Annotated in this window: 21 protein-coding genes, 1 rRNA gene and 1 other RNA gene; 3 read left to right on the top strand and 20 right to left on the bottom strand. The window is 65.6% G+C overall.

Translation table 11 applies throughout. The annotated features are described in order from the left end of the window. Positions 1–115: 115 nt before the first annotated feature. From ftsZ to rnpB, 15 genes are all read right to left on the bottom strand, one after another. Positions 116–1,297, bottom strand: coding sequence for a cell division protein FtsZ (gene ftsZ, locus AGI3411_RS07425; RefSeq protein ID WP_129526737.1), 1,182 nt, complete (start codon positions 1,295–1,297; stop codon positions 116–118). 188 nt (positions 1,298–1,485) lie between these two features. After that, positions 1,486–2,712: a cell division protein FtsA gene (gene ftsA, locus AGI3411_RS07430; RefSeq protein WP_043542559.1), complete on the bottom strand. Its 1,227-nt coding sequence runs from the start codon at positions 2,710–2,712 to the stop codon at positions 1,486–1,488. 4 nt (positions 2,713–2,716) lie between these two features. Beyond that, positions 2,717–3,541: a cell division protein FtsQ/DivIB gene (locus tag AGI3411_RS07435; RefSeq protein WP_129526738.1), complete on the bottom strand. Its 825-nt coding sequence runs from the start codon at positions 3,539–3,541 to the stop codon at positions 2,717–2,719. Positions 3,542–3,553: 12 nt separating this feature from the next. Then, complete coding sequence (locus AGI3411_RS07440) at positions 3,554–4,504, bottom strand: D-alanine--D-alanine ligase (RefSeq protein WP_129526739.1); 951 nt, start codon at positions 4,502–4,504, stop codon at positions 3,554–3,556. Further along, complete coding sequence (murC, locus tag AGI3411_RS07445; RefSeq protein ID WP_129526740.1) at positions 4,501–5,907, bottom strand: UDP-N-acetylmuramate--L-alanine ligase; 1,407 nt, start codon at positions 5,905–5,907, stop codon at positions 4,501–4,503. Before murC ends, AGI3411_RS07440 begins: the two co-directional genes overlap by 4 nt. Continuing rightward, positions 5,904–6,980 (bottom strand): undecaprenyldiphospho-muramoylpentapeptide beta-N-acetylglucosaminyltransferase, encoded by a 1,077-nt coding sequence (gene murG / locus AGI3411_RS07450; RefSeq protein ID WP_129526741.1) that lies wholly within the window; start codon positions 6,978–6,980, stop codon positions 5,904–5,906. Before murG ends, murC begins: the two co-directional genes overlap by 4 nt. After that, positions 6,977–8,170 (bottom strand): putative lipid II flippase FtsW, encoded by a 1,194-nt coding sequence (gene ftsW / locus AGI3411_RS07455; protein ID WP_129526742.1) that lies wholly within the window; start codon positions 8,168–8,170, stop codon positions 6,977–6,979. Before ftsW ends, murG begins: the two co-directional genes overlap by 4 nt. Further along, positions 8,167–9,699, bottom strand: coding sequence for a UDP-N-acetylmuramoyl-L-alanine--D-glutamate ligase (gene murD, locus AGI3411_RS07460; RefSeq protein WP_129526743.1), 1,533 nt, complete (start codon positions 9,697–9,699; stop codon positions 8,167–8,169). Before murD ends, ftsW begins: the two co-directional genes overlap by 4 nt. Further along, entirely contained in the window at positions 9,696–10,865 is a 1,170-nt protein-coding gene (mraY, locus tag AGI3411_RS07465; protein ID WP_129526744.1) for a phospho-N-acetylmuramoyl-pentapeptide-transferase, read from the bottom strand. The genes murD and mraY overlap by 4 nt, the downstream gene beginning before the upstream one ends. Further along, positions 10,855–13,716 carry a bifunctional UDP-N-acetylmuramoyl-L-alanyl-D-glutamate--2,6-diaminopimelate ligase MurE/UDP-N-acetylmuramoyl-tripeptide--D-alanyl-D-alanine ligase MurF gene (gene murF / locus AGI3411_RS07470; RefSeq protein WP_129526745.1) on the bottom strand — a complete coding sequence of 954 codons (2,862 nt, stop codon included), beginning with the start codon at positions 13,714–13,716 and terminating at the stop codon, positions 10,855–10,857. Before murF ends, mraY begins: the two co-directional genes overlap by 11 nt. Continuing rightward, positions 13,713–15,443, bottom strand: a complete 1,731-nt coding sequence (locus AGI3411_RS07475) for a peptidoglycan D,D-transpeptidase FtsI family protein (protein ID WP_129526746.1) — start codon at positions 15,441–15,443, stop codon at positions 13,713–13,715. The genes murF and AGI3411_RS07475 overlap by 4 nt, the downstream gene beginning before the upstream one ends. Next, positions 15,440–15,730 carry a cell division protein FtsL gene (gene ftsL / locus AGI3411_RS07480; RefSeq protein ID WP_129526747.1) on the bottom strand — a complete coding sequence of 97 codons (291 nt, stop codon included), beginning with the start codon at positions 15,728–15,730 and terminating at the stop codon, positions 15,440–15,442. Before ftsL ends, AGI3411_RS07475 begins: the two co-directional genes overlap by 4 nt. After that, complete coding sequence (gene rsmH, locus AGI3411_RS07485; RefSeq protein ID WP_129526748.1) at positions 15,730–16,827, bottom strand: 16S rRNA (cytosine(1402)-N(4))-methyltransferase RsmH; 1,098 nt, start codon at positions 16,825–16,827, stop codon at positions 15,730–15,732. Before rsmH ends, ftsL begins: the two co-directional genes overlap by 1 nt. A 7-nt stretch (positions 16,828–16,834) precedes the next feature. Next, positions 16,835–17,263, bottom strand: coding sequence for a division/cell wall cluster transcriptional repressor MraZ (gene mraZ, locus AGI3411_RS07490; RefSeq protein ID WP_056322651.1), 429 nt, complete (start codon positions 17,261–17,263; stop codon positions 16,835–16,837). Between the two features lie 354 nt (positions 17,264–17,617). Continuing rightward, positions 17,618–18,023, bottom strand: an RNA gene (gene rnpB, locus AGI3411_RS07495) — RNase P RNA component class A. Between the two features lie 122 nt (positions 18,024–18,145). Between rnpB and AGI3411_RS07500 the strand changes: the two genes are divergently transcribed. After that, positions 18,146–19,972 (top strand): ATP-binding cassette domain-containing protein, encoded by a 1,827-nt coding sequence (locus tag AGI3411_RS07500; RefSeq protein ID WP_129526749.1) that lies wholly within the window; start codon positions 18,146–18,148, stop codon positions 19,970–19,972. Positions 19,973–20,048: 76 nt separating this feature from the next. Here AGI3411_RS07500 and pyrC read toward each other — a convergent pair whose 3' ends face one another. Beyond that, a complete protein-coding gene (gene pyrC / locus AGI3411_RS07505) occupies positions 20,049–21,113 on the bottom strand; it encodes a dihydroorotase (protein WP_129526750.1) in 1,065 nt (354 codons plus the stop codon). A gap of 11 nt (positions 21,114–21,124) precedes the next feature. Beyond that, positions 21,125–22,318, bottom strand: a complete 1,194-nt coding sequence (locus AGI3411_RS07510) for a M20 aminoacylase family protein (protein WP_129526751.1) — start codon at positions 22,316–22,318, stop codon at positions 21,125–21,127. A 147-nt stretch (positions 22,319–22,465) separates the two neighbouring features. Between AGI3411_RS07510 and AGI3411_RS07515 the strand changes: the two genes are divergently transcribed. Next, positions 22,466–22,744, top strand: coding sequence for an SWIB/MDM2 domain-containing protein (locus tag AGI3411_RS07515; RefSeq protein ID WP_006217453.1), 279 nt, complete (start codon positions 22,466–22,468; stop codon positions 22,742–22,744). A gap of 161 nt (positions 22,745–22,905) precedes the next feature. On the opposite strand, the gene gcvA is transcribed toward AGI3411_RS07515, so the two are convergent. Next, positions 22,906–23,781 carry a transcriptional regulator GcvA gene (gene gcvA / locus AGI3411_RS07520; RefSeq protein ID WP_129526752.1) on the bottom strand — a complete coding sequence of 292 codons (876 nt, stop codon included), beginning with the start codon at positions 23,779–23,781 and terminating at the stop codon, positions 22,906–22,908. Between the two features lie 137 nt (positions 23,782–23,918). Between gcvA and AGI3411_RS07525 the strand changes: the two genes are divergently transcribed. Further along, positions 23,919–24,524, top strand: coding sequence for a LysE family translocator (locus AGI3411_RS07525; protein WP_129526753.1), 606 nt, complete (start codon positions 23,919–23,921; stop codon positions 24,522–24,524). 149 nt (positions 24,525–24,673) lie between these two features. Here AGI3411_RS07525 and AGI3411_RS07530 read toward each other — a convergent pair whose 3' ends face one another. After that, positions 24,674–25,039, bottom strand: a complete 366-nt coding sequence (locus tag AGI3411_RS07530; RefSeq protein ID WP_165359092.1) for a DUF4870 family protein — start codon at positions 25,037–25,039, stop codon at positions 24,674–24,676. Between the two features lie 169 nt (positions 25,040–25,208). Continuing rightward, positions 25,209–25,321: ribosomal RNA gene (gene rrf / locus AGI3411_RS07535) — 5S ribosomal RNA — on the bottom strand. Positions 25,322–25,549: the final 228 nt, after the last annotated feature.

Raw genomic sequence — 25,549 nt, forward strand, 5'->3', positions numbered from 1 at the left:
CCCTATTTATACCGTGCAAGGGAAACACGGACCGCTCCGCCTCCGGCTCGCCCGAGGGGACAGGCGAGCCGGAGATGAGGGAGTGCGTTTTAGAGCCTGTGATCGGCTCTTTGGTTCAATCCGCCTGCTTGCGCAGGAATGCCGGGATGTCGAAGTGATCCATGCCCGAGCTTTCCAGCGCGCGCACCTGGGCGGAAGCCTGGCTGCGCGGGTTGCGCATGACCGAGGGCATGTCCAGGTTGCGGTAATCGCCTTGACCGGCCGGCATCGTGCCCATGGGCATGTTGTCGGTACCGGTGCGCAGCACTTCAGCGGTGTTCTGCACCAACTGCGGACGCGATTGTGCGCGGCCCAGGCCGGTTGCAACCACGGTCACGCGCAGGTTTTCACCCATGGACTCGTCGTAGGCGGTGCCGAAGATCACGGTAGCGTCGTCCGAAGCGTAGCTGCGGATCGTTTCCATGATTTCGCGCGTTTCGCGCATCTTCAGCGAGCGGCTGGCGGTGATGTTGACCAGCACGCCGCGAGCGCCGTTCAGGTCCACGCCTTCCAGCAGCGGGCAAGCGATGGCGTGCTCGGCGGCCACGCGGGCGCGGTCCGCGCCGGAAGCCGATGCCGTGCCCATCATGGCCTGGCCTTGCTCGCCCATGATCGTCTTGACGTCTTCGAAGTCGACGTTGACGTTACCTTCGACGTTGATGATTTCGGCGATACCCGCGCAGGCGTTGTGCAGGATGTCGTCGGCGGAACGGAAGCAGTCTTCCTGCGTCGCGTCTTCGTCCATCAGTTCATAGAGGTTCTCGTTGAGCACCACGATGAGCGAATGCACGTGCTTGGCCAATTCCGAGATACCGTCCTCGGCCATCTTCAGGCGCTTGTTGCCTTCGAAGGTGAACGGCTTGGTGACCACGCCCACGGTCAGAATGCCCAGCTCCTTCGCCACTTCGGCCACGACCGGACCCGCGCCGGTGCCGGTGCCGCCGCCCATGCCGGCGGTGATGAAGACCATGTGCGCGCCGTTCAGGGCGGCACGGATCTCCTCGCGCGCGGTTTCGGCCGACGCACGTCCCTGCTCGGGCTTGGCGCCCGCGCCCAGGCCGGTGCGGCCCAGACGGATCTGCACCGGGGCGTTGGTCGCCGCCAGTGCCTGCGCATCGGTGTTGGCGCAGATGAAATCCACGCCGTTCACGCCGCTGCGAATCATGTGCGCAACGGCATTGCCGCCCGCACCGCCCACACCAACGACCTTAATTACGGTCCCTTTGGTGGTGTTCTCAAGCATCTCAAAGTTCATCATGATGACTCCCTCACAAGTCCGATTTGCAAATCACAAAATTCCCCAACAACCTATTTTTTGTGAATCGCCTCAAACACGTCGCCGGCAAGGCCCGCAACGGGTTTGAAGCGCCTCCCCTCTTCTGGCCCGGCCTGCGATACCGCCAGCCGACCGGACCAAGGAGCAGGCCCCAACCTGCCCCCCTCTACCTAATTCATGAACCATTCCTTCATGCGCGCCAGCAGGGTTTTGAAGTTGCCGGTCTGAGCGGCGACCTTGCGGCCGCGCACCCTCTGCATCCGCGCTTCCTGCAGCAGGCCCATTACCGTCGAGAAGCGCGGATTGCGCATCACGTCGGCCAGGCTGCCTTCGTATTCAGGCACCGCCACGCGCACCGGCTTGAGGAACACGTCCTCGGCCAGTTCGATCATGCCGGGCAATTGCGCCGAACCGCCGGTCAGGACCACGCCGGAAGCCAGCAGATCCTCGTAGCCGGAGTCGCGCACGACCTGCTGCACCAGCGTGAACAGTTCCTCTACGCGCGGCTCGATCACGGCGCCCAGCGCCTGGCGCTTGACCTGGCGCGGACCGCGGTCGCCGAGGCCCGGGACCTCCACGGATTCATCCGGGCTGGCCAGAACCTGCTTGGCCACGCCGTAGCGCAGCTTGATTTCTTCGGCATCGGGCGTGGGCGTGCGCAGCATCGCCGCGATGTCGTTGGTGATCTGGTCGCCGGCGATGGGCAGCACGGCGGTGTGGCGGATCGCGCCGCCAGTGAAGATCGCCACGTCGGTGGTGCCGCCGCCAATGTCGACCAGCACGACGCCCAGCTCTTTTTCGTCGGCGGTCAGCACGGCGAGGCTGGAGGCCAGCGGCTGCAGGATCAGGTCCTGCACTTCGAGCCCGCAGCGGCGCACGCACTTCACGATGTTCTGGGCGGCGCTGACCGCCCCGGTCACGATGTGCACGCGCACTTCCAGGCGCAGGCCGCTCATGCCGATCGGCTCGCGGATGTCTTCCTGGCCGTCGACGATGAACTCCTGCGTCAGCACGTGCAGCACCTGCTGGTCGGTCGGGATGTTCACCGCCTTGGCGGTCTCGATGACGCGGGCAACGTCGGTGGCGGTGACTTCCTTGTCCTTCACGGCGACCATGCCGCTGGAATTGAAGCTGCGGATATGGCTGCCGGCAATGCCGGTGTAGACGTCGCGAATCTTGCAATCTGCCATCAGCTCGGCTTCTTCAAGCGCGCGCTGAATGGAATTCACAGTGGTCTCGATATTGACGACCACGCCCTTGCGCATGCCGCGCGATTCATGCTGGCCGAGGCCCAGCACTTCGAATCGCCCTTCAGGCAAAATTTCAGCCACCACAGCCACCACCTTGCTGGTGCCGATATCGAGGGCGACGATAAGGTCCTTGATGTCACGGGTCATGGCGTTAGCGTTTCTTGGGAGGTTTCGGTGTGGATTTGGTTTTGGTTTCCGACGCTGGCAACGGAGCCAGCGCCAGGGCGAAACCATTCGGATAGCGCAGGTCGGCCTGCGTCACGGTGCGCCCTTCCAGGCGCCCCGCCACGGCGGGCCACGCCTGCACAAAGCGTTGAATACGGGCCGCGAACGGCAATGCGCCCGGCAAGCCATGCGGGTCGGGTGCATCGGCGCCCGGATCGCGTCCCAGGTCCAGCGACATGCCGTTGGACAGCACGACGCGCCAGGCATAGCGCGGGCTCAGTTCCAGCTGCTTGACGTGCATATCCAGCGGCGCGAACCAGCGTGCCAGCTCGGCATAGCGCTGCACGACCAGCGACTCGGTGCCCTCGGGGCCGAAGAACTGCGGCAGCACGGTCTCGTCGTCCACCTCGCCCGTGTTGGCCGTGAACGCTTCGCCCCAGGTGTTGATCATCTGGTTTTCGTTCCACAGCGCCAGGGGCTGCTGCTCCTCGATCCGCACGCGCAGCACGTTCGGCCAGATCCGCCGTACCGTGGCATGCCGGACCCAGGGAACCGATTCGAAAATCTCGCGCGCGTCGTCCAGGTCCACCGTGAAGAAGTTGCCCTTGAAACGGCCGGCGATCGCCGATCGCACAGCCCCCGTCGACACGTAGTGCAGCTCGGTGTCCGGCATCGATTCCAGCTCGATGGCCGAGAGCGTGAAGAACGGGCGTTGCGCTACCCACACCACGCCCGCGATGAGCATGGCGCAAACCGCCAGCACGGCCAGCGTGTTGGCGATCAGGTTGGTAGTGCGAGCGTCGTTCCACACAGATTATCCAGGTCAAGCGTTGCGGGCGGGGCTGTGCACTTTGCACGCAGCCTCGGACAAAATCGCCACGCACAGATCGGCATAGCTGATTCCCACCGCCTTGGCGGCCATGGGAACGAGAGAATGGCTGGTCATGCCAGGCGAGGTATTCATTTCAAGCAGCCACGGCCGGTTGTCCTGGTCAAGGATGAAATCCGCGCGGCCCCAACCTTCGCAGCCCAGCACCTGGTATGCCTTGACGGCGATCGCCGCCACTTCCTCCGCCACGTCGGCAGGCAGGGTGGCCGGGCAGAAGTACTGCGTATCGTCGGAGAAATACTTGTGTTCGTAGTCGTAGTTGCCGCCGGGCGCGGCGATCTCGATCACGGGCAGCGCGCGCGCAGCCCTGCCGGAGCCCAGCACCGCCACGGTCAGCTCACGGCCGGAGATGAACTGCTCGGCCAGCACTTCGCTGTCGAAGCGCGCGGCCGCGGCATAGGCTTCCTTCATGTCGGAATAGCCCACTACCTTGGTGATGCCGACGGTCGACCCCTCGTGCGGCGGCTTGATGATCAGCGGCAGGCTCAGGCGGTCCGGCACCAGGCGCAGCTCGGTGTCCGCGTCCAACACTTCGAACTCAGGCGTGGGCAGGCCGTGCTGCAGCCACACGCGCTTGGTCATGGTCTTGTCCATGGCGAGCGCGGAGGCCAGCGGGCCGCTACCGGTGTAGGGAATGCCCAGCAGCTCCAGCGCGCCCTGGATCGAGCCGTCCTCGCCGTAGCGGCCGTGCAGGGCGATGAACACGCGGTCGAACCCCTGCTCCGCCAGTTCGGACAGGCTGCGTTCGCCCGTGTCGAACAGGTGAGCGTCCACGCCAGCGCTGAGCAGCGCCTGGTGCACGCCCGCGCCCGACATCAGGGACACCTCGCGTTCGGCGGAGCGTCCGCCGTACAACACACCCACCTTGCCGAATTGCGTGCTCATGCCAGCTCTCCTACTTGGGCGGGGACCTTGCTGATCGAACCCGCTCCCATAACAACCACGACGTCGCCATCACGCACAAAGTCCACCACCGCTTGCGGCAGTTCCGCCACATCTTCGACGAACACCGGCTCGACCTTGCCGGCCACGCGCAGCGCGCGCGACAAGGCCCGGCCGTCCGCGGCCACCAGCGGCGGCTCGCCCGCGGCGTACACCTCGGTCAGCAGCACGGCATCCGCCGTGCCCAGCACGCGCACGAAATCCTCGAAGCAATCCCGCGTCCGCGTATAGCGGTGCGGCTGGAACGCCAGCACGATGCGGCGCTCGGGCCAGGCGCCGCGGGCCGCGGCCAGCGTGGCTGCCATTTCCACCGGGTGATGGCCGTAGTCGTCGATCACCGTGAACGTGCCGCCGCCGTGGCTGGCGGGCACCGGAAACTCGCCGGTCTGGGTAAAGCGGCGGCCCACGCCCTTGAACGAAGCCAGCGCTTCGCGGATCGCGTCGTCGGATACGCCCAGCTCGGTCGCCACGGCGATGGCCGCGAGCGCGTTGCGCACGTTATGCAGGCCCGGCAGGTTCAGTTCGACTTCCAGCGGCGGCAACAGCGTATCCAGATGGGTGCGCTGCACATTGAAGCGCATGCTTGTGCCGGCCGGCTGCACTTCGTAAGCGCGCACCTGTGCCTCGGGGTTGAGCCCGTAAGTGGTGATCGGCCGGGACACGAAGGGCATGATCTCCCGCACGTTCGCATCGTCCAGGCAGAGCACGGCGCTGCCGTAGAACGGCAGGCGCTGCGTGAATTCGATGAAGGCGCTCTTCAGCCGCGCCACGTCGTGCCCGTAGGTATCCATGTGATCGGCATCGATGTTGGTCACGATGGCCATCACGGGCAGCAGATTCAGGAACGAGGCATCCGATTCGTCGGCCTCGACCACGATGTAGTCGCCCTGCCCCAGCCGCGCATTGGCGCCGGCGGAGTTCAGGCGGCCGCCGATCACGAAAGTCGGGTCGAGGTCGCCAGCGGCAAGCACGCTGGCCACCAGGCTGGTCGTGGTCGTCTTGCCATGGGTTCCGGCAACGGCGATGCCGCGCTTCAGGCGCATCAGCTCGGCCAGCATGATGGCACGCGGCACGACGGGGATGCGGGCCGAACGGGCCGCGATCACTTCGGGGTTGTCGCCCGCTACCGCGGTGGACGTCACGATGGCGCCAGCGCCGGTCACGTTGCTGGCCACATGGCCGATGGCGATTTTGACGCCCAGGGCCGCCAGGCGGCGCGTCACGGCCGACTCGTTCAGATCGGAACCGCTGATCGTGTAGCCCAGGTTGAGCAGCACTTCGGCAATGCCGCTCATGCCCGAGCCGCCGATGCCTACGAAATGAATGTGTTGAATTCTGTGTTTCATGATGAACGCCCCGCTGCTTGTTCACAGGCGTCGGCGATATGGGCCGCCGCGTCGGGCTGCGCATGCGCGCGGGCCCGTTCTGCGACGGCTTGCAGTTCTTGTCGGGAGCGCTGGCCCAGCCACTGCGCCAGCCACTCGGGCGTCAAGGCGGTCTGCGGCTGCAGCCAGGCGGCCTGCGCGTCGCTCAGGAAGCGGGCGTTGGCGGTCTGGTGGTCATCGATGGCATGCGGGAACGGCACGAACAGCGCCGCAACGCCCGCCGCCGCCACTTCGGACACCGTCATGGCGCCCGCGCGGCAGATCAGCAGGTCGGCATCGCCCAGGGCGCCCGCCATGTCATCGATAAACGCGCGGCAGTCGGCTTCCACACCCGCCTGGGCGTAGGCCTGCTGCAACGCGGGCAAATGCTGTTCGCCGGCCTGATGGACGATCTCGGGCCGGCCTTCGCGCGGCAGGCGCGCCAGCGCCTGCGGAACCGTGGTATTCAGCGCCTGGGCGCCCAGGCTGCCGCCCACGACCAGCACGCGCAGCGCGCCGCTGCGGCCGGCATAGCGTTCGGCCGGATCGGGCAGCGCGCACATGTCGGCGCGGACCGGGTTGCCCATCGCCTCGCCCTTGGGCAGCACGCCGGGGAACCCGCTGAGCACGCGGCGCGCCATCCGGGCCAGCCATTTGTTCGCAGTGCCTGCCACGGCATTCTGTTCGTGGACGACCAGCGGCGTGCCGCGCAGCGCCGCGACCACACCGCCCGGGAAGGCCACGTAGCCGCCCATGCCCAGCACCACGTCCGGGCGCACGTCGGCCAGGCGCGACCAGGCCTGCGCGAACGCGCGCAGCAGCAGGAACGGCAGCTTCAGGAGCGCCGATGCGCCCTTGCCGCGCACGCCCTGGAAACGCAGCGGCACCAGCTCGATGCCGCGAGGCGGCACCAGCCGGCCTTCCATCTTTTCGGGATTGCCCAGCCACAGCACGCGCCAGCCGCGCTCGCGCAGGACGTCTGCCACGGCCAGGCCGGGCATGATGTGCCCGCCGGTGCCGCCGGCCATGATCAGGATGGTGCGAGCGGCCGTCATACCCGCCCCCCGCGCATCATGATGCGGTTTTCCACGTCGACCCGGATCAACATGGCCAGCGCGCACAGATTCATCACCACGCCCGAACCGCCGTAGCTCATCAACGGCAGGGTCAGGCCCTTGGTGGGCAGCAGGCCCAGGCAGACGCCCATATTGATGAAGGCCTGCACGCCGAACCACATGGCCACGCCGTTCGCCACCAGGCCCGCGAATGTGCGTTCCATGGCGATGGCCTGCCGGCCGATATCGAAACCGCGATAGACGATGATGGCAAACAGGGTGATGACCAGCATCACGCCGGCAAAGCCCAATTCCTCGCCCACCACGGCCATCAGGAAGTCGGTATGCGCCTCGGGCAGGTAATGCAGCTTTTCGACGCTGGCGCCCAGGCCCACACCCAGCCATTCCCCGCGGCCCAGCGCGATCAGCGAATGCGACAGCTGATAGGCGCTGCCGTAGGCGTTGTCTTCGTTCCAGGGATCCAGGTAGGCGAACAGGCGCGCGCGGCGCCACGGCGACAGCCAGATGAGCATCAGGAAGGTGCTGACCAGCACCGCCAGCAGGCTGCTGAAGTACTTGCCGTTGATGCCGCCCAGGAACAGGATGCCGATGGCGATCGCCACGATCACCATGAAGGCGCCCAAGTCGGGCTCCAGCAACAGCAGCATGCCCACGCCGGCCAGCGCGACGGCCATGGGCAGAAAACCCCGGGCGAATGCCTGCATGTGCTCTTGTTTGCGCACCGTGTAGTCGGCGGCGTAGAGCAGCGCGGCCAGCTTCATCAGCTCGGAAGGCTGGAAATTGAGCGGCCCCAGCGGAATCCAACGGTGCGCGCCATTCACCTCGCGGCCGATGCCGGGGATCAGCACGGCCACCAGCAATACGATCGCCAGCACGAACATCGGCACCGCCATGCGCTGCCAGACGCGGATGGGGATCGCCAGCACCACGGCCGCGCCGACCAGGCCGGCGCTGACGAACAGCCCATGGCGGATGACGAAATAGTAGCGCCCATATGACGCATAGCGCGGGCCGTCGGCGAGCGCGATCGATGCCGAATACACCATCAGCAGGCCGAGCAGCAGCAACGTCGACGCCGCGATGACCAGCGGCAGATCGAAGTTGCGCATGCGGGTACGGCCGGGCCGTACGGCGTTGACGCTGGCGGTGAGATCGGCGATCAGGCTCATGCCACCTCTCCTCGGTCGCGGGCCAAGTCTTCGACCTCATCCACGAACACCTGCCCGCGATGCGGATAGTTGCGGAACATGTCCAGGCTGGCGCAAGCGGGCGACAGCAGCACGGCATCGCCGGGCTGCGCGAGCTCGGCCGCGCCGCGCACGGCGTCGCGCAGCGACTCGGCCGCCACGCAATTCACGCCCGTCGAGGCCAGGACGCGCCCGATTTCGGGTCCGTCCACGCCAATCAGCATCACGGCGCGCGCATGGCGCGACACCACGGGGATCAGCGGCGAGAAGTCCTGACCCTTGCCCTGGCCGCCGGCGATCAGCACGACCGGCTGGCCCAGGCCTTCCAGCGCGGCCACGGTGGCGCCGACATTGGTGCCCTTGCTGTCGTTGATGTAATCCACGCCCCCGATCGTGCGGACGAATGCCGCGCGGTGCGGTTCGCCCGTGTACTCGCGCAACGCGCGCAGCATGGCGCCCCAGCCCAGGTCGAGGCAGCGGGCGAGCTGCAGGGCGGCCAGCGCGTTCAAGGCATTGTGGATGCCGCGGATGCGCAGGGCGTCCACCGGCATCAGGCGGCTCATGCGGCCCTTGGCGCGCACGGGTTCAGGCGCATCCTTCTTGCGGCGCGGCGGCGGCGCGGGTTCGTCGAAGTCGTTCGGCTCGCCCGCGGTCAGCCACGCCACGCCCTGGCCCAGCTCCAGCCCCATGTCGCCGGCCAGTTCCGGTATGTCGCGGCCGAAACTGCGGACGTTCATGGCGTTCAGGGCCGGCACCATATCGACGGTGTACGGGTCGTCGCGGTTGACGATCGCCACTCGCGCCATTTTCAGCAGGCGCGCCTTGGCGGCGGCGTAGGCTTGCATGCCGCCATGCCAGTCCAGGTGATCCTGCGTGACGTTCAACACCACGGCCGCGTCGGCCATGAGCGAATGCGTCGTTTCCAGCTGGAAGCTCGACAGTTCCAGCACCCAGACCTGCGGCAGCGCATCGGCATCCAGCGCCGCCATCAGCGCGGCCAGCGCCGCGGGGCTGATGTTGCCCGCCGCCACGACCGACAGGCCACTGGCTTCGATCAGCTGCCGCGTCAGCGCGGTGACGGTGGTCTTGCCGTTGGTGCCCGTGACGGCCAGCAGACGCGGCCGGTATTCGCGCGTCTCGGCCAGTTCCGCCAGGGCGCGGGCAAACAGTTCGATTTCGCCGACGATCTCGATGCCGCGGGCTTCGGCCTCGCGCAGCAGGGTCGCGGCCGGAGCCTGCGCCGGCGCCAGCCCTGGGCTCAGCACCACCTGGTCCACGCCATCGAGCAACGCCGTATCGAAAGACTCGTCGCAGCCCAGGCGGTACTCCACTGCGCTTTGCGCCAGCGCTTCGCGCAGCGCGGCCAGCCCGCCCGGTTCGGCGCGCGTGTCGGCCACGCGCAAGCGGGCGCCCTGGCGGGCGCACCAGCTTGCGGCGGCCGCACCCGTCTCGCCCAATCCGAGGATCAGGACGAGCGGCGCGCCGGCACGGGAGGTTTCCATCGTATTCATCGCAACTTCAGGGTAGAGAGGCCAATCAGCACCAGCATCATGCTGATGATCCAGAAACGCACGACCACCTGGGTTTCCTTCCAGCCGCCCACTTCAAAGTGATGATGCAGCGGAGCCATGCGGAATATGCGTCTACCTGTTCCATAACGTCGCTTCGTGTACTTGAACCAGGTCACCTGGATCATCACGGAAAGCGTCTCGACGACGAACACGCCGCCCATGATGAACAACACGATTTCCTGGCGCACGATGACCGCGATGGTGCCCAGCGCGCCGCCCAGCGCCAGCGCGCCGACGTCGCCCATGAAGACTTGCGCCGGATACGCGTTGAACCACAAAAATGCCAGTCCGGCGCCGCCGATCGCGGCGCACAGCACCATCAGTTCCGCCGCGCCCGGGATATAGGGAAACAGCAGGTACTTGGAATAGTCGACGCGGCCCACCACGTAGGCGAAGATGCCCAGTGCGCTGCCCACCATGACGGTGGGCATGATCGCCAGGCCGTCCAGGCCGTCGGTCAGGTTCACGGCATTGCTGGTGCCGACGATGACCGCCCAGGTCAGCGCGACGAAGCCCAGCACGCCCAAGGGATAGCTGACGGTCTTGAAGAACGGGACGATGAGGTCGGCGCGCGTCGGCAGCGACATCGTGAAGCCGCTGCCCACCCATGCCTTGAACAACGGCCACAGTTCGGTATTGGCCGGGGCCGACACGGCGAACGCCAGGTACACCGCGGCCACGATGCCGATGGTGGCCTGCCAGAAAAATTTTTGCCGTGCAGGCATGCCTTCCGGATCGCGGTAGACCACCTTGCGGTAATCGTCCATCCAGCCGATCCAGCCGAAGCCGAAGGTCACCAGCAGCACCACCCACACGAAGCGGTTGGTCCAGTCCGCCCACAGCAACGTGCTGATGGCGACCGAAATCAGGATCAGCACGCCGCCCATGGTGGGGGTGCCCGTCTTGACCAGGTGGGATTCCGGGCCGTAGGAGCGCACGGCCTGGCCGATCTTCATCTCGGTCAGCTTGCGGATCACGCGCGGACCCGCTACCAGGCCGATCAGCAATGCCGTCGCGCACGCCAGCACCGCGCGCAAGGTGATGTATTCGAACACCCCCAGCGCGCGCACGTCATCGGAAAGCAAGCGGGCGATTTCAAGCAGCATCGTGCTCTCCCTGCCCCTTGGCCGCCATACCGTCATTCATAGAAAAAGCCGTCACTACCCGCTCCATGCGCATAAAGCGCGATCCCTTTACCAATACGCAGGACGGGCGCAAGCCGCGCAACGCGGCAACGACTTCGTCTACCGATGCGCAGGCGTGCGCGCCCGCGCCGAATGCGGCAGATGCCGCCCGGCTGGCTTCGCCTAGCGTGATGAGCGCGTCGAGCCCTTGCTCGCGCGCGTAATTCCCCACCTCTACATGCATGGCGGGGCCGTTGTCCCCGACCTCGCCCATGTCGCCCAGTACGAGGACACGCGTGCCGCCGATGCGCGCCAGCACGTCGATGGCCACGCGAACCGAGTCGGGGTTCGCATTGTAGGTGTCGTCGATGAGCAACGTACCGTCACTCATTTTCTTGTGCTGCATGCGGCCGGCGACCGGGCTGAAACCCGCCAGTGCGCGCACCGCGCTGTCCAGCGGCACCCCTGCGGCGATGGCGCTGGCGATGGCCGCCAGCGCATTGCGCAGGTTGTGCAGACCGGGCACCGGCAGCGCCAGATCGGCGGTGCCGACCGGCGTCACGACCCGGCAGCGCGTGGTGTTCACGTCGGCCAGGATCTGCTCCGCGTAGACGTCCAGGCCTGGCTGCAGGCCGAAGCGCAGCACGCGGCGCGGCTCGGCCAGGGCATCCCAGACCGTCGAGTACGGTTCGTCGCCCGGATAGACGGCAACGCCGTCGTCGGGCAGCGCGGCGATTGCAGCGCCGTTCTCGTGCGCCACCGCTTCCACGCTATGCATGAATTCCTGATGCTCGCGCTGGGCATTGGTCACCAGCGTCACCGTGGGCGCCGCCATGGCCGCCAGTTGCGCGATCTCGCCGGGATGGTTCATGCCCAGTTCGAACACGGCGGCCCGGTGCTCCGGACGCAAGCGCAGCAACGTCAGCGGCACGCCGATATCGTTGTTGAGGTTGCCGGCGGTGGCCAGGCGGCGCGCCTCGCCACGCCAATCGGCCAGCATGGCCGAAATCATTTCCTTGGTCGTGGTTTTGCCGTTGCTGCCGGCCACCGCGACGACGGGCAGGGAAAACTGCGCGCGCCAGGCCGCGCCGATACGCATCAGCGCCATGCGCGTGTCGCCCAGCACCAGTTGCGGCAAGCGGGAGCCGGCTACGGCATGCGCCACCACGGCCGCGCACGCGCCGCGCGCCTCGGCCTGGTCCAGATAGTCGTGCGCGTCGAAGTTCTCGCCCACCAGCGCCACGAACAGCTCAGCCGCGCCGATGCGCCGCGTATCCGTGGACACGCCCTTAACCTGCGGCAGCAGCATGGCCAGCCGCGCCCATTCGCGATCGTCGAAGGGCAGCTTCTCGCCGCCGATGTCCTGGTAGGTCTCGTGCCCCTTGCCCGCCAGCAGCACCACGTCTTCGGGCGACGCCGCCCAGATGGTCTGCATGATGGCGCGCGCGCGATCCACCTGCACGTCGGCATGCGCCGATTCGGGAATGCCTGCCAGAATCTGCTGGACGATAGCTTCGGGCGATTCGGTGCGCGGATTGTCACTGGAGACAACCACGTGGTCGGCCAGGTCCGCCGCGATGCGCCCCATTTCAGGACGCTTGCCCGGATCCCGCTCGCCGCCGCAGCCGAACAGGCAGGCCAGGCGGCCCGAGCGGGCCTCGGCGACGGCGCGCAATGCGGCCAGCGCCCGCGACAAGGCATCGGGAGTATGCGCGTAGTCCACCACCACCAGCGGGCCACGGCCCGTGCCGGCCTGCGCGCCGCTTGAACCGAGCGGTTCCACCGTCTGCAGGCGGCCATCGACGGGATCGGTCGCCGCCAGTTCGCGCGCGATTTGCGCAAACGGCAAGCCAAGCTGATACAGCACGCCCGCCACCAGCAGCAGATTGGAAACGTTGTGCGCACCAAGCAGGCGCGTCACGATCTGGGCTTCGCCATGCGGCGACACCAGCGTGAAGATCTGGCCTTGGGACGTGGCCTGGAGATCGCGCGCGCGCATGGCGGCGGGGATCTCGGGCGCGTCGCTCAGGCTGTAGCCCATTGCCATGTCCGCGGGCAGGTTCGCGATCAGGCGGCGCCCGGCTTCGTCGTCCGCGTTAATCACGGCGGCGGTCAGGCCCGGCCAGCGGAACAGGCGCGCCTTGGCCGCCTCGTACCGTTCCATTGTGCCGTGGTAATCGAGATGGTCGCGCGTCAAGTTGGTGAACGCCGCCAGCGCAACGCGCACGCCGTCCATCCGGCCCTGCTCGATGCCGATCGACGATGCTTCCATCGCGACGGCCTTCGCCCCCGCGTCGCGCATCGCGGCCAGCGTGCGGTGCACGGTCAGCACGTCAGGCGTGGTCAAGTCGCCGCCCAGCGTGCGGCCATCGGGCAGCACCGCACCCAAGGTGCCGATGGTGCCGCAAGGCTTGTCATTGCGGCCCAGCGCATGGGCGATCCATTGCACGGACGAGGTCTTGCCGTTGGTGCCCGTCACGGCCACGACCGCGAGCGCGGCGGACGGCCGGCCATACCAGGTGTCGCCCAGCTCGCCCAGCAGGGCGCGCAAACCGGCCACCGGCAGCATCGGCGTCTGCGCCGCCGCGGCCTCGATGGCCTCGCTGGCGGGCGCTTCGAACAGAACCGCGCTGGCGCCCAGCGCCAACGCCTTCTCTATATAGAGGCGTCCGTCGCTGGACAGGCCCGGGCAGGCGACGAACACGTCGCCCGGCTCGATCTCGCGGGAGTCCAGCTTGAGGTGCGCCGTCAACGAGACGCGCGCATGCAACCACGCCACGATTTCGGCAACCGTGGCGACAGGGGTAGAAGAGAGGAAGCCCTTGGCGTTCATCTGCCTGGCTCCTTGAGACCAGCAACAATTGTGGATTCGAAGGGTGCGTCCGGGCGCACCCCCATCAACCGCAGGCTTCCGCCCACGATCTGGGAGAACACGGGTGCGGCGATCGCGCCGCCGTAATAGCCACCGACCGTCGGCTCGTCAATGGACACTGCCACCACGATCTTCGGATCCGACACGGGGGCAAAGCCCACGTACGAACTCCGGTAGCGCTGCATGCTGTACTTGCCGTCGACGATCTTGCGCGCGGTGCCGCTCTTGCCGGCCACGCGGTAGCCCTGCACCTGGGCAGCCTTGGTGCCTTCCGGCCCGGCGGCGGCCTCGAGCATGCCGCGCACCATTTCGGTGGTCTTCGGCGTGTAGATCTTGACGCTGGTGGGATCGCTGTCGCGCTTGACCAAGGTCAGCGACACCATGTCGCCGTTGCGGGCGAAAACGGTATAGGCGCGCGCCACCTGCAACAGCGACACCGACAGGCCGTAGCCATAGGCCATGGTGGCCTTTTCGATCAGACGCCAGCGGTCCCAGGGGCGCAGGCGGCCGGGCGCCGCGCCGGGAAATCCCACTTGCGGCGCCTGGCCCAGGCCCAATTCGGTGAAGCGGTCCCACATTTCGCGGGATTCCAGCTTCTCGGAGATCATCGTCATACCGATATTGCTGGACTTGCGGAGCACGCCGGCCACGTCCAGCGTGCCATTGCGGCTTACGTCGCTGATCGTGCTGCCCTGGTATTGGAAACGGCCATTGCCGGTTTCGAATAGCGTCTTGGTCGTGATGCGGCCCAGGTCCAACGCCAGCGCCGCCGTGAACGGCTTCATGATCGAGCCGGGCTCGAAAGTATCGGTAATGGCCTGGTTGCGCAGCTTGGACCCGTGGAAAGTCTCGCGCTTGTTCGGGTCGAACGTCGGAACATTGGCCAGCGCCAGGATCTCGCCGGTGTGCACATCCACGACCACGGCGGTCGCCCCCTTGGCCTGGTGCTTGTCCATGGAGTCCTTCAGGGCCTTGAACACCAAATACTGCAGGCGGGTGTCGATAGACAGGCGCAAATCGCGGCCGTCCACCGGCAAGGTCACGGCCTGCACGTCTTCGATCACTCGGCCCAGCCGGTCCTTGATGACACGACGGCTGCCCGGACGGCCGGAAAGCTGCTGATTGAACGTCAGCTCGACCCCTTCCTGCCCCTGGTCCTCGACGCTGTTGAAGCCCACCACGTGGGCCATCACGTCGCCGTCCGGATAATAGCGGCGGGTTTCCGGCTGCTGATGCACGCCAGGCATACCCAATTGCTTGATCTTGTCGGCCACGTCCATGGAGACCTGGCGCTTCAGGTAGACGAAGTTCTTGTCTTCATCGACGAGGCGGTGGCGCAGGTCGGCCACAGGCGTTTCCAGCAGCTTCGCCAGGGTGTCCAACTGGGCCGGGGTGGCCTGCTTGGTGTCTTCGGGAATGGCCCAGATCGCGCGCGCCGGCACGCTGGAGGCCAGCACCGCGCCGTTGCGGTCCATGATCTTGCCGCGCGTGGCAGCCAGCGTCAGCGTGCGTTCATAGCGCCGCTCGCCCTGCTGCTGCAGGAACTCCGTGGACAGCCCCTGCAGAAACAGGGCGCGGCCGGCCAGCACCGCGAAACCGCCGAACAGCAGGATCAGCACCAGGCGCGCGCGCCACGTGGGCAGTTGCCCGCGCAGCACGGGATTGTCGAAGAAGGGGACGCGTTTCATTGCGCGCCTCCGCTGGCGGAGACGGGCGCCTGATTCATATAGAGCGTGCGGTCCGGAACGATGGAAATCATCTTCAGGCCGTCACGCGCAATGGCGTCCACGCGTGCATTGCGGGCAAGCTCGGCGCGATCGAGCTGCAAGCGCCGCCAATTGGTTTCCAGATCGCGCGCCTGCGCCTGATCGCGGCCCAGCTCGACGAAGAGCTGACGCGACTGATACCGGCTGGTGACCAGGGAAATGGCCGACAGCATCAGCAAAGCCGCAACGATCAGGTTGACGCGACCCATTAGCGGCGCCCTCCCTTGCCGCCGCGCCGGGGCGGCGGAGCCAGGTCGCTGCCCGGCAGGGCGCCGATCTTCACGAACGCGAAACCGCCCTCGGCGGGCAGTGGCGTTTCCGTGCGTTCGGCAACGCGCAGGATGGCGGAACGGGCGCGGGCGTTGGACGAGACTTCCTCGTCTTCGGCCACCACGCGCCCGAGGGAACGCAGCACGGGTTGGGGCATTTCGCTTTCCCGCAACGGCAGGCGCGCGTGCGCGGCAGCCGGACGAGCCGCCGCCGCGATGCACTGCTTGACCATGCGGTCCTCAAGCGAATGAAAGCTGATCACCGCCAATCTCCCCCCCGGAGCCAGCAGGTCTAGAGCTGCCGCGAGGGTGCGCGCGAGCTCTTCGAGTTCCCGATTGATGTAAATCCGTAAAGCTTGAAAGGTGCGTGTGGCCGGATGCTGCCCCTTTTCGCGCGTGCGGACGGCGCTGGCGACGCACTCGGCAAGCTCGAGCGTGGTGCGCAGCGGCCTTGTTGCGCGGCGAGCAGCAATCGCCTTTGCAACCTGAAAAGCAAACCGTTCTTCGCCATAATCCGCTATGACCTCCCGCATCTCATCCACACTGGCTTGCGCCAGCCAATCCGCCACCGTGGGACCACGAGTGGTGTCCATCCGCATGTCGAGCGGGCCATCTCGCATGAACGAGAAGCCGCGTTCGGCATCGTCGATCTGAGGCGACGAAACGCCCAGATCCAGCATCACGCCATCGACCTTGCCGATGCCGAGCTGCGCCAATTCTTCGGCCATGGTGGCAAAGCCCCCATGCACCACGGTGACCCTCGGGTCCGCTGCCGCCAACGCATTGGCTACGGCGATCGCCTCCGGATCCTTGTCGAACACGACCAACCGCGCGCCCGGGCCCAGACGGCCAAGCAGCTCGCGGCTGTGCCCGCCACGCCCGAAGGTGCCGTCGACGAAGACGCCGCTCTCCGCTCGCGTAGCCGCAGCCGGCCCGCCGTGCTCTTGCGACCGTGCCGCACCCTTGCCGCCGAAGCCGGCCAGCAATAGCGCGTCCACCGTCGGCTCCAGCAAGACGGGCCGATGTTCGAATTCCATAACTTTTTCAGAACGAAAACTGATTCAACACATCCGGCATACCCTTGGCCAGGTCCTCAGCCTCGCGGCTGGCCAGAGTAGCGGCGTCCCACAGCTCGAAGTGCGAGCCCAAACCGAGCAGCATCACATCGCGCGTCATACCGGAAGCGTTGCGCAGTTCAGGCGCGATCAGGACCCGGCCGGAGCCGTCCAGTTCCACGTCCTGAGCGTTGCCCAGCAACAGCCGCTGCAACGCGCGGGCCGTCATGGGAAAGGCGGCGATCTGCTCGCGCTTCTTTTCCCACTCGGGCCGCGGGTAGACCAGCAAGCAGCCGTCAGGGTGGCGAGTCAGGGTCAGCCGGCCTTCGGCCTGCGACATGAGCGCGTCACGATGCCGGGTCGGAATCGAGATCCGTCCCTTGGCATCCAGCGTGAGCGCGCTGCTTCCCTGAAACACCACTTTTACCCCACTTAATTGCACAATTTCCTACTATTTCCCACTCTACGGTATGGGAAAGGGGCGGTCAAGCGCGTGGTTGCAATTTTTTCAATCACAACAAGGACTTAGATCAATATGTAAAACCGCAAAAACAAAAACCTCCCAATAAATCAGGAGGTTGCGACATTATCTAAAAGTCCTTCTTCAGAAGTGGCGCCTAACAATGGCTTTGCATTGTTTTACGATCGGTCGTTCGCGCCTATTGGCGAGGCTTCCCGGCGAACACGGCGCCGGGAGCCGGCAAAAAAAGGGCACGACCCGATCCGCGCGGCGCCAGGAAGCGACCCGGCGACCGCTCGTTTTGAGAATGAGTTGCAAGACGGATCTATAGGCCGGATTCTGTACACCAGGTTTCCCTGGCGGACGATCATTCCTCTGCGCGAACCATTGCTGGCCCGCTGTAGCCATCTACCCGCATACTCGGACGGAGCCGCCCTTCGCAGCCCGAAAGCCGCACGCATGCCTATTTGATGTTGCTCCGGATAGAGGTTGCCGCGTTTCACCCTGCGATGCCGCCGCCCGTTGCCGGACGGCGCGATACGGAGATAGCCGTACCTGTGCGCGCAATGCGCGCCCACCCCGCAGACTCGTCTCTGTGGCCCTATTCCTCAACCGCGCCCGAAGACGCGGCCGGACGGCCGTTAGCCGTTACCCTGCCCTATGGAGTCCGGACCTTCCTCGATGGATTCGCATCCACCGCGATCGCCCGACCCGCCTTGCGGTTCGTATTCTAGTACAGGTGGCGGCTCCGTCCCCAAAGCGCCCCGCCTCCCCAAACGGCTCCGCGCGTTCCTGCGACAATACGCCTTGATTCGCATAGACGCAGACGCTCCCGACTACATGGCCCTCGCTACCCTCATCACGCTTACCGACATCCAGCTGGCCTACGGCCACCACCCGTTGCTGGATCACGCCGATTTCGCCATCCAGGCTGGCGAGCGCATCGGCCTCATCGGCCGCAACGGCGCCGGCAAGTCCTCCCTGCTGAGGCTGCTGGACGGCAGGACCCAGCCCGACGACGGCGACATCGCCCGCAGTTCGGGCTTGCGCGTAGCCACCGTCGAGCAAGAACCCGAACTCGACGAGAACGCCACGGTCTTCGACGTAGTCTGCAATGCGGAAGGCGACCACGAAGACTGGCAGCGCCCGTCGCGCGTGCGCGCCGTGCTCGAAAAGCTCGGCCTGCCGGCCGACGTGCAGATCGCCGGCCTGTCCGGAGGAACGCGCAAACGCGTCGCGCTGGCCCGTGCCCTGGTCGACGAACCGGATCTGCTGCTGCTGGACGAGCCCACCAACCATCTCGACTTCGATGGCATCGCCTGGCTGGAAGACATGCTGCGCAGTTGGAAGGGCGCCGCGGTCATCATCACCCACGACCGCCGCTTCCTGGACGCCATCGCCACACGCATCGTCGAACTCGACCGCGGGCGGCTGCTGAGTTTTCCCGGCAACTTCTCGCAGTGGCAAGAGCGCAAGGCCCAGTGGCTGGAGTCCGAACGCCTGGAGCAGGCCCGCTTCGACAAGCTGCTGGCTCAGGAAGAAGTCTGGATACGCAAGGGCGTCGAAGCGCGCCGCACTCGCAATGAGGGGCGCGTACGCCGCCTGGAGCGGCTGCGCGTCGAACGCGCCGAGCGCCGCGAACGCGTGGGCAACGTGTCGCTGGCGCTTGCCGAAGGCCAGCGTTCGGGGAAGCTCGTGGCCGAGCTGGAACACGTCGGCAAGGCCTTTGGCGAGAAGATCGTCGTGGACGACTACTCCACCACCATCCTGCGCGGCGACCGTATCGGCATCATCGGCCCCAACGGCGCCGGCAAAACCACTTTGCTCAAGCTGATTCTGGGCGAAATGCAGCCCGACGAAGGCGCCACGCGCATGGGCACCAACGTATCGGTTGCCTACTTTGACCAGATGCGCGCGCAGCTGGACGAAAACGCCACGCTCGTCGATATCATCAGCCCGGGCAGCGAATGGGTCGAAATCGGCGGCACCCGCAAGCACGTCATGAGCTATCTGGGCGACTTCCTGTTCTCGCCGGCGCGCGCGGGCTCGCCCGTGCGCAGCCTGTCGGGCGGCGAACGCGCTCGCCTGCTGCTTGCCCGGCTGTTCGCCCGGCCTGCCAACGTACTGGTGCTGGACGAACCCACCAACGACCTCGATATCGAAACGCTGGAGCTTCTGGAAGAGCTGCTGCAGGAATATTCGGGCACCGTGCTGCTCGTCAGCCACGACCGCGCCTTCCTGAACAACGTCGTCACCCAGACCATTGCCTACGAAGGCAATGGCCGCTGGCGCGACTATATCGGGGGCTACGATGAATGGGTCGCCCAGCGGCCCGCGCCGGCCCCCCCCATCGACGACGCCGGCCTTGCCGCACGGTCCGCCGACGACAGCGCGGCGCGCGCCAAGGCCGCGCGCCCCAAGCCGGCCCGGTCGGCCAAGATGAATTCCTGGGAGCTGCGCGAACTGGAGGGCTTGCCCGACGCCATCGCCGCACTGGAAGCGCAGCAGGCCGAACTCGCCGGCAAGCTGGCGGACGGCAGCCTGTACCGCGATGCGCCGGCCGAGGTCGAGCGCATCAACGGCGAACTGGCCAAGCTGGAAAGCGAGCTCGAAGAGCGGTTCGCCCGCTGGGAGCTGCTGGAAGCGCGCCGCGAGGGCACGCTGTAGTTTGACGCGGCGTCTCTATATATACATATAGCACGCGCAAGAAAACGGGCTGTCCAGCGGCAGCCCGTTCAAACACCTAGACGCGCGCGCGCCAGGCCAACGCCTCGCCCGCGGCCAGCGGCACCAGCGTGGTGTTGCCGAACGGCAGATCGTCAGGCACCTGGTAGGCCTCCCGCACCAGCGTCAGCGTGCCGGTATTGCGCGGCAGGCCATAGAAGTCGGGGCCGTGGAAACTCGCGAAGCCTTCCAGCTTGTCCAGTTTTCCTGCCGCCTCGAACGCGGTGGCATACAACTCCATGGCGTGCAGGGCGGTGTAGCAGCCCGCACAGCCGCAAGCATGTTCCTTCAGGCCGCGCGCATGCGGCGCGCTGTCGGTGCCCAGGAAAAACCGCGGGCTGCCGCTGGTGGCCGCGTCGACCAGCGCCTGCCGGTGCGTTTCGCGCTTCAGGATCGGCAGGCAATACCAATGCGGCCGCACACCGCCCTGGAAAATTGCGTTGCGGTTGTACAGCATGTGCTGCGGCGTGATCGTTGCGGCGATAGGCCCTTCGGCATCCCGGACATACTCCGCGCCCTCTTTCGTCGTGATGTGTTCGAACACGACTTTCAAGGCAGGAAAAGCACGGCGCAAGGGCTTCATGACGCGATCGACGAACACCGCTTCGCGATCGAACACGTCGATAGACGGATCCGTGACTTCACCATGCACCAGCAGCGGCATGCCGCATTTTTCCAGCGCTTCGAGCGCCGTCGCGCACTTGCCCAGCAAGTCGGTCACGCCCGCGTCCGAGTTGGTCGTGGCGCCGGCGGGATACAGCTTCACCGCATAGACCTGGCCCGACTCGTGCGCGCGGAAGATCTCTTCAGCGGACGTGTTGTCCGTCAGGTACAGCGTCATCAGCGGCGTGAAGGCCGCAGGATTGCCGCCGGCCTTGGCCAGCGCCTCGAGGATGCGGCCGCGATAGGCCAGCGCCTGCTCGGTGGTGGTCACCGGCGGCTTCAGATTCGGCATGATGATCGCGCGCGCGAACTGGCGCGCAGTGTCCGCCACCACGGCTTCCAGGGCCGCGCCGTCGCGCAAGTGCAAATGCCAGTCGTCCGGCCGGGTGATGGTGAGCTGAGTCGTGTTTTGAGTAGACATGGAAAGGCTTCTTAATCTGCCAGCGGCATGCCCCGTTCGGCCAGCGCGCAAAACATTGCGCTGCCCAAGGGAATGACAGCATCGTTGAAATCAAAATGCGAGTTGTGCAGCACGCAGCCGGAATCGGCTCCGCCCTGCCCCAGACGAAAATACGCACCGGGCTTGCTCTGCAGCATGAAGGAGAAATCCTCCGAACCCATCGACGGCACCAGGTCGCGCACGACATTCTCCTTGCCGATCATCTCGGTAGCGATGTCGGCCACCAGATTGGCGTGCTGCGGCGTGTTCAAGGTAGCAGGATAAATGCGTTCGTAGATCACTTCGGCCGTGCCGCCGAATGCGCCCGCGATGGCCGAAACCAGCTCGCGCATGCGCGTTTCCACCATTTCCTGCACGGACTTGCGGAAGGTGCGCACCGTGCCCACCATTTTCGCTTCGCGCGGAATCACGCTCATCGCGCCGGGATGCCCAGCCTGCAGGGACCCGATGGACACCACCGCCGAATCCAGCGGATTCACGTTGCGCGACACGATCGTCTGCAAGGCCGTGATGATCTGCCCGGCGATAGTGACCGGATCGATGGTCTGGTAGGGATGCGCGCCGTGGCCGCCCCGCCCCGTAATCAGGATCTCGAAGCGATCGGCCGCAGCCATCATCGGCCCTGGGTTGATACCGACGGTTCCCGGCTTCAGGCCCGGCCAATTATGCAGCGCATAGATCGCGTCGCACGGAAAAGTATCGAACAAACCATCTTCGAGCATGGCGCGCGCGCCGCCGCGCCCTTCTTCGGCCGGCTGGAAAATCAGCACTGCCGTACCGTCGAAATTGCGCGTCTGCGCCAGGTATTTCGCCGCGCCAATCAGAATGGCCGTGTGGCCGTCATGGCCGCAGCCGTGCATGAGGCCTGGCTTCGTGGACTTGTAGCCGAAATCGTTGTCCTCTGTCATGGGCAGCGCATCCATATCGGCGCGCAGGCCGATCATGCGTCCGCTATCGCAGCGTTTTCCGCGAATCACGCCAACCACGCCCGTCTTGCCGATACCGCGATGCACCTCGATACCCAACGCTTCGAGCGAGCCCGCAACGATACCGGACGTCCGCACCTCTTCGAATCCCAGTTCGGGATGAGCGTGCAAATCGCGCCGCAGCGCCGTCAATTCGTCATGAAACAGTCGAATTGATTCCAATGGAGAACGTGCGTACATAGGAGGTTACAGAATGACGAGAGAGAGGGGACAATCTGTGCATTTTAGTTGCTACAGAGGATAAATGCCTTTGTCTTTACGGGAGAGACACGTTATGCTCCGGCCGCAGGACAATTTTTCCAACAGCCAGAGAAGGAGCGCCGCATTATGGCCACAACCTCCAAACCCGCGACCGCGCGCAAGCCGAACGCTGCATTCATGAAGCCCCTGACCCCCAGCGCCGAATTGGCTGCCGTCATCGGCTCGGAAGCCGTGCCGCGTACCGAGGTCACCAAGAAGATCTGGGAATACATCAAGAAGCACAACCTGCAAGATGCCAGCAACAAGCGCAACATCAACGCCGATGCCAAGCTGCGCCCGATCTTCGGCAAGGATCAGGTCACGATGTTCGAACTGACCAAGCTGGTCAACGCACATCTGAAGTAAGCAGGCAAAGGGCGTACCCCGTACGTCCCTGCCTCCTGCTCGCCTAGACGCCCTGGCTCAGTGCCGGGCGAGCCCGCCTCTCCTGTGCCTAGCGCCATTCCTTTCGCCTGCGGCCACTTTGCCGACAGCGCCGATCCTGCCCTACCCGCATCCCCCGATCGTCAAGCCTGGCGCGCCTCTTCGAGCAACCAGCCGCGAAATGCCGCCAAGTCCGGACGCTGTGCTGCCGCGCTCGGATAGACGATCCAGTAGCTATAGTCGTTCGGCAAAGCCAGATCGAAAAGACGCATCAAGCGCCCTTTGCGCAGGTCGTCGCTCGCCAGCGTCAAGCGTCCCAACGCCACGCCCTGTCCTTCGACCGCGGCCTGCAGGACCAGCGCTGAATCATTGAATACCGGACCTTTCGACAGATCCAGCGACACGTTCGCATAACGGCACCACTGCTCCCAGGCCGCTCGCGGCTGGTCATGCAGCAACGGAACCGAAGCAAGATCCGCCGGCGTGGCCAGCAACGGCGTGCCTTCCGCAAATGCGGGGCTGCATACCGGCGATAGCGACTCGCGCGCAACCAGGTCCGCCTTGAGGCCTGGCCAACGGCCGAGGCCCGAACGGATGCCGGCGTCGAACGCATCTCCGCCGCCCCACGTTTCCAGGGAGCTCGTCACGCGCAGATCCACCCCGGGATGACGTGCGTGAAATGCCGGCAGGCGCGGCAGCAGCCAGCGCGACGCGAATGACGGCAGCACCGTGATGCGCAGCGGGCCGTCGCCAACGCCGCGCACACGCCCGGTCGCCGCAGCGATATGGTCGAACGCCTGCGACAGCTCCGCCAGATAGGACGCGCCCTTGCGGGTCAGCGTCAACGCATGCCCCCGGCGCGTAAACATCGGCTCGCCGAGCCACGCCTCAAGCTGGCGCACCTGATGGCTGATGGCGGCCTGAGTGACGCACAGCTCGCCCGCGGCGCGGGTGAAACTCAGGTGCCGGGCAGCGGCCTCGAAGGCACGCAGCGCTCCGAGAGGCGGCAGGCGTCGCATGATGCTCGATTAGCTGTATTTATGAAGCGTATGAGAATAGATCGTTTTGAAACGGCCGGATAGCGCTATCTACTAGAGCCTTTCCGGCCGCGGACGTCAGGCGCCGCCGGCCCCGATCACGCGAAAATGAGGCGGCAATGATAGCTTGGGACGTTTGGGCGGCATTTCTCGGATACGCGGTGCCGATGATCGCCAGCCCAGGGCCCGGCAACACCTTGCTTGCCACCGCGGGCGGCCGTTACGGCCTGCGCGGCTCCCTACCATTCTGGATAGGTTTCGAAGCCGGCAACGCCGTGCTCTGCGCGCTTTACGGCCTGAGCCTGGGCGGTACGCTTCACGAGTACCCGCAGCTTCACGCCATCCTGAAATGGGGCGGCGCCGTCTATTTGCTGTACCTCGCATGGGGCTTCTTCCGGGCCAGCGCCGCTCCCGCTGGCCAGCAGGACGCCGGCAAGCGACTGGGGCTGCTCGACGGCTTCATCTGCGTGGCCCTGAACCCGAAGATCCATTCCATGATCATCGTGATGTTCTCGCAATTCCTTGTGCCGGAAGCCCGCCTGACTAGCCAGGTAGCGCAACTGAGCGCTGCATTCGTGGTCCTGGGCCTGTTCTGCCATTTCCCCTGGATCTACGGCGGCCAGGTCGTCCTGGGCCGCTTCACCTCCGCGCGAGCCTTGCGGATCCAGGCCCTGGTGTTCGGCAGCGCCATGCTCGCCGTCGCCGCATACGTGGCGCTGTCCTGACATGTGCAGCCCTGAGGTGGGCTGTCCAGAGGCGTGTTGTCCTGAAGTCGTGCTGTCCCGCACTCAGGCGCCAAGGGCACACTGGTCCATGAAAAAGGCCGGCAAATGCCGGCCCTTTGCTGGGTGTCGAGGCCGATCTTCGGCAGCGCTCAGGCGTACGTGGTGGGCGCCGCGCCTTCCAGCAGAGCCAGCCAGCCCTTGATCAGGCGGTAAAGCACCCAGACCACGGTAGCAGCCAGGCCGATCCAGCCGATGAAAATCAACGTGGCGATCGCGCTGATGGCCAGCCACAGCAGGGCCCACCAGAAAGTACGCAGCAGCCAATCGAAGTGCGACGCATAGACCGTGCCCGCGGCATCCGAGCGCTTGACGTACATCAGCACGACGGCCGCCAGCGTAGCGATGCCCAGAAATCCACTCGTCAGAAAGCCCAGAGCGTACAGGCCATAAGCAACGTGGGTCAGCGTGCGCAGATCTAAAGTCGTACCGGGCACGGGGGTCTGGGAATCACTCACGATAACGCTCCAACGAATTGACTCGGTCAATCTTACCGCACAAAGCCAGCCCGTCCACGGCCGTTGTTATTTGTGCACATTCAACGCTGGCGCGGCTTGCGGCTTGATCACAGATTCGCAAGCGCCAAAGAAAAACCCCACAGCGCAAGCTGTGGGGTTCCGGATTGAAGCCTGACAATGACCTACTTTCACGGACGTCCGTCCACTATCATCGGCGCAAAGGCGTTTCACTGTCCTGTTCGGGATGGGAAGGAGTGGGACCACCTCGCTATGGTTGTCAGGCATAGCTGTTTGAACGCCTGCCTTTCGTGGCAAGCGCTCCAATTCTGGAGCTAGCCCAACCGTTGGCGCCTGGAGACTGGCTCGACAAACGCCCGGCATGAGCTTTCACAAAAGACAAAACCCCACAGGATGTACCTGTGGGGTTTTGCGGAATAAAAGCCTGACGATGACCTACTTTCACAGACGTCCGTCCACTATCATCGGCGCAAAGTCGTTTCACTGTCCTGT

It is taken from the genome of Achromobacter agilis (genome assembly GCF_900496965.1).
Classification (GTDB): Bacteria; Pseudomonadota; Gammaproteobacteria; order Burkholderiales; family Burkholderiaceae_B; genus Achromobacter; species Achromobacter agilis.

What these genes read in the sequence shown, in the direction of transcription:
- ftsZ (WP_129526737.1), bottom strand. Translation starts at nt 1,297, where the DNA reads ATGATGAACTTTGAGATGCTTGAGAACACCACCAAAGGGACCGTAATT.
- ftsA (WP_043542559.1), bottom strand. Translation starts at nt 2,712, where the DNA reads ATGACCCGTGACATCAAGGACCTTATCGTCGCCCTCGATATCGGCACC.
- AGI3411_RS07440 (WP_129526739.1), bottom strand. Translation starts at nt 4,504, where the DNA reads ATGAGCACGCAATTCGGCAAGGTGGGTGTGTTGTACGGCGGACGCTCC.
- murC (WP_129526740.1), bottom strand. Translation starts at nt 5,907, where the DNA reads ATGAAACACAGAATTCAACACATTCATTTCGTAGGCATCGGCGGCTCG.
- murG (WP_129526741.1), bottom strand. Translation starts at nt 6,980, where the DNA reads ATGACGGCCGCTCGCACCATCCTGATCATGGCCGGCGGCACCGGCGGG.
- ftsW (WP_129526742.1), bottom strand. Translation starts at nt 8,170, where the DNA reads ATGAGCCTGATCGCCGATCTCACCGCCAGCGTCAACGCCGTACGGCCC.
- murD (WP_129526743.1), bottom strand. Translation starts at nt 9,699, where the DNA reads ATGAATACGATGGAAACCTCCCGTGCCGGCGCGCCGCTCGTCCTGATC.
- mraY (WP_129526744.1), bottom strand. Translation starts at nt 10,865, where the DNA reads ATGCTGCTTGAAATCGCCCGCTTGCTTTCCGATGACGTGCGCGCGCTG.
- murF (WP_129526745.1), bottom strand. Translation starts at nt 13,716, where the DNA reads ATGAACGCCAAGGGCTTCCTCTCTTCTACCCCTGTCGCCACGGTTGCC.
- AGI3411_RS07475 (WP_129526746.1), bottom strand. Translation starts at nt 15,443, where the DNA reads ATGAAACGCGTCCCCTTCTTCGACAATCCCGTGCTGCGCGGGCAACTG.
- ftsL (WP_129526747.1), bottom strand. Translation starts at nt 15,730, where the DNA reads ATGGGTCGCGTCAACCTGATCGTTGCGGCTTTGCTGATGCTGTCGGCC.
- rsmH (WP_129526748.1), bottom strand. Translation starts at nt 16,827, where the DNA reads ATGGAATTCGAACATCGGCCCGTCTTGCTGGAGCCGACGGTGGACGCG.
- AGI3411_RS07500 (WP_129526749.1), top strand. Translation starts at nt 18,146, where the DNA reads ATGGCCCTCGCTACCCTCATCACGCTTACCGACATCCAGCTGGCCTAC.
- pyrC (WP_129526750.1), bottom strand. Translation starts at nt 21,113, where the DNA reads ATGTCTACTCAAAACACGACTCAGCTCACCATCACCCGGCCGGACGAC.
- AGI3411_RS07510 (WP_129526751.1), bottom strand. Translation starts at nt 22,318, where the DNA reads ATGTACGCACGTTCTCCATTGGAATCAATTCGACTGTTTCATGACGAA.
- AGI3411_RS07515 (WP_006217453.1), top strand. Translation starts at nt 22,466, where the DNA reads ATGGCCACAACCTCCAAACCCGCGACCGCGCGCAAGCCGAACGCTGCA.
- gcvA (WP_129526752.1), bottom strand. Translation starts at nt 23,781, where the DNA reads ATGCGACGCCTGCCGCCTCTCGGAGCGCTGCGTGCCTTCGAGGCCGCT.
- AGI3411_RS07525 (WP_129526753.1), top strand. Translation starts at nt 23,919, where the DNA reads ATGATAGCTTGGGACGTTTGGGCGGCATTTCTCGGATACGCGGTGCCG.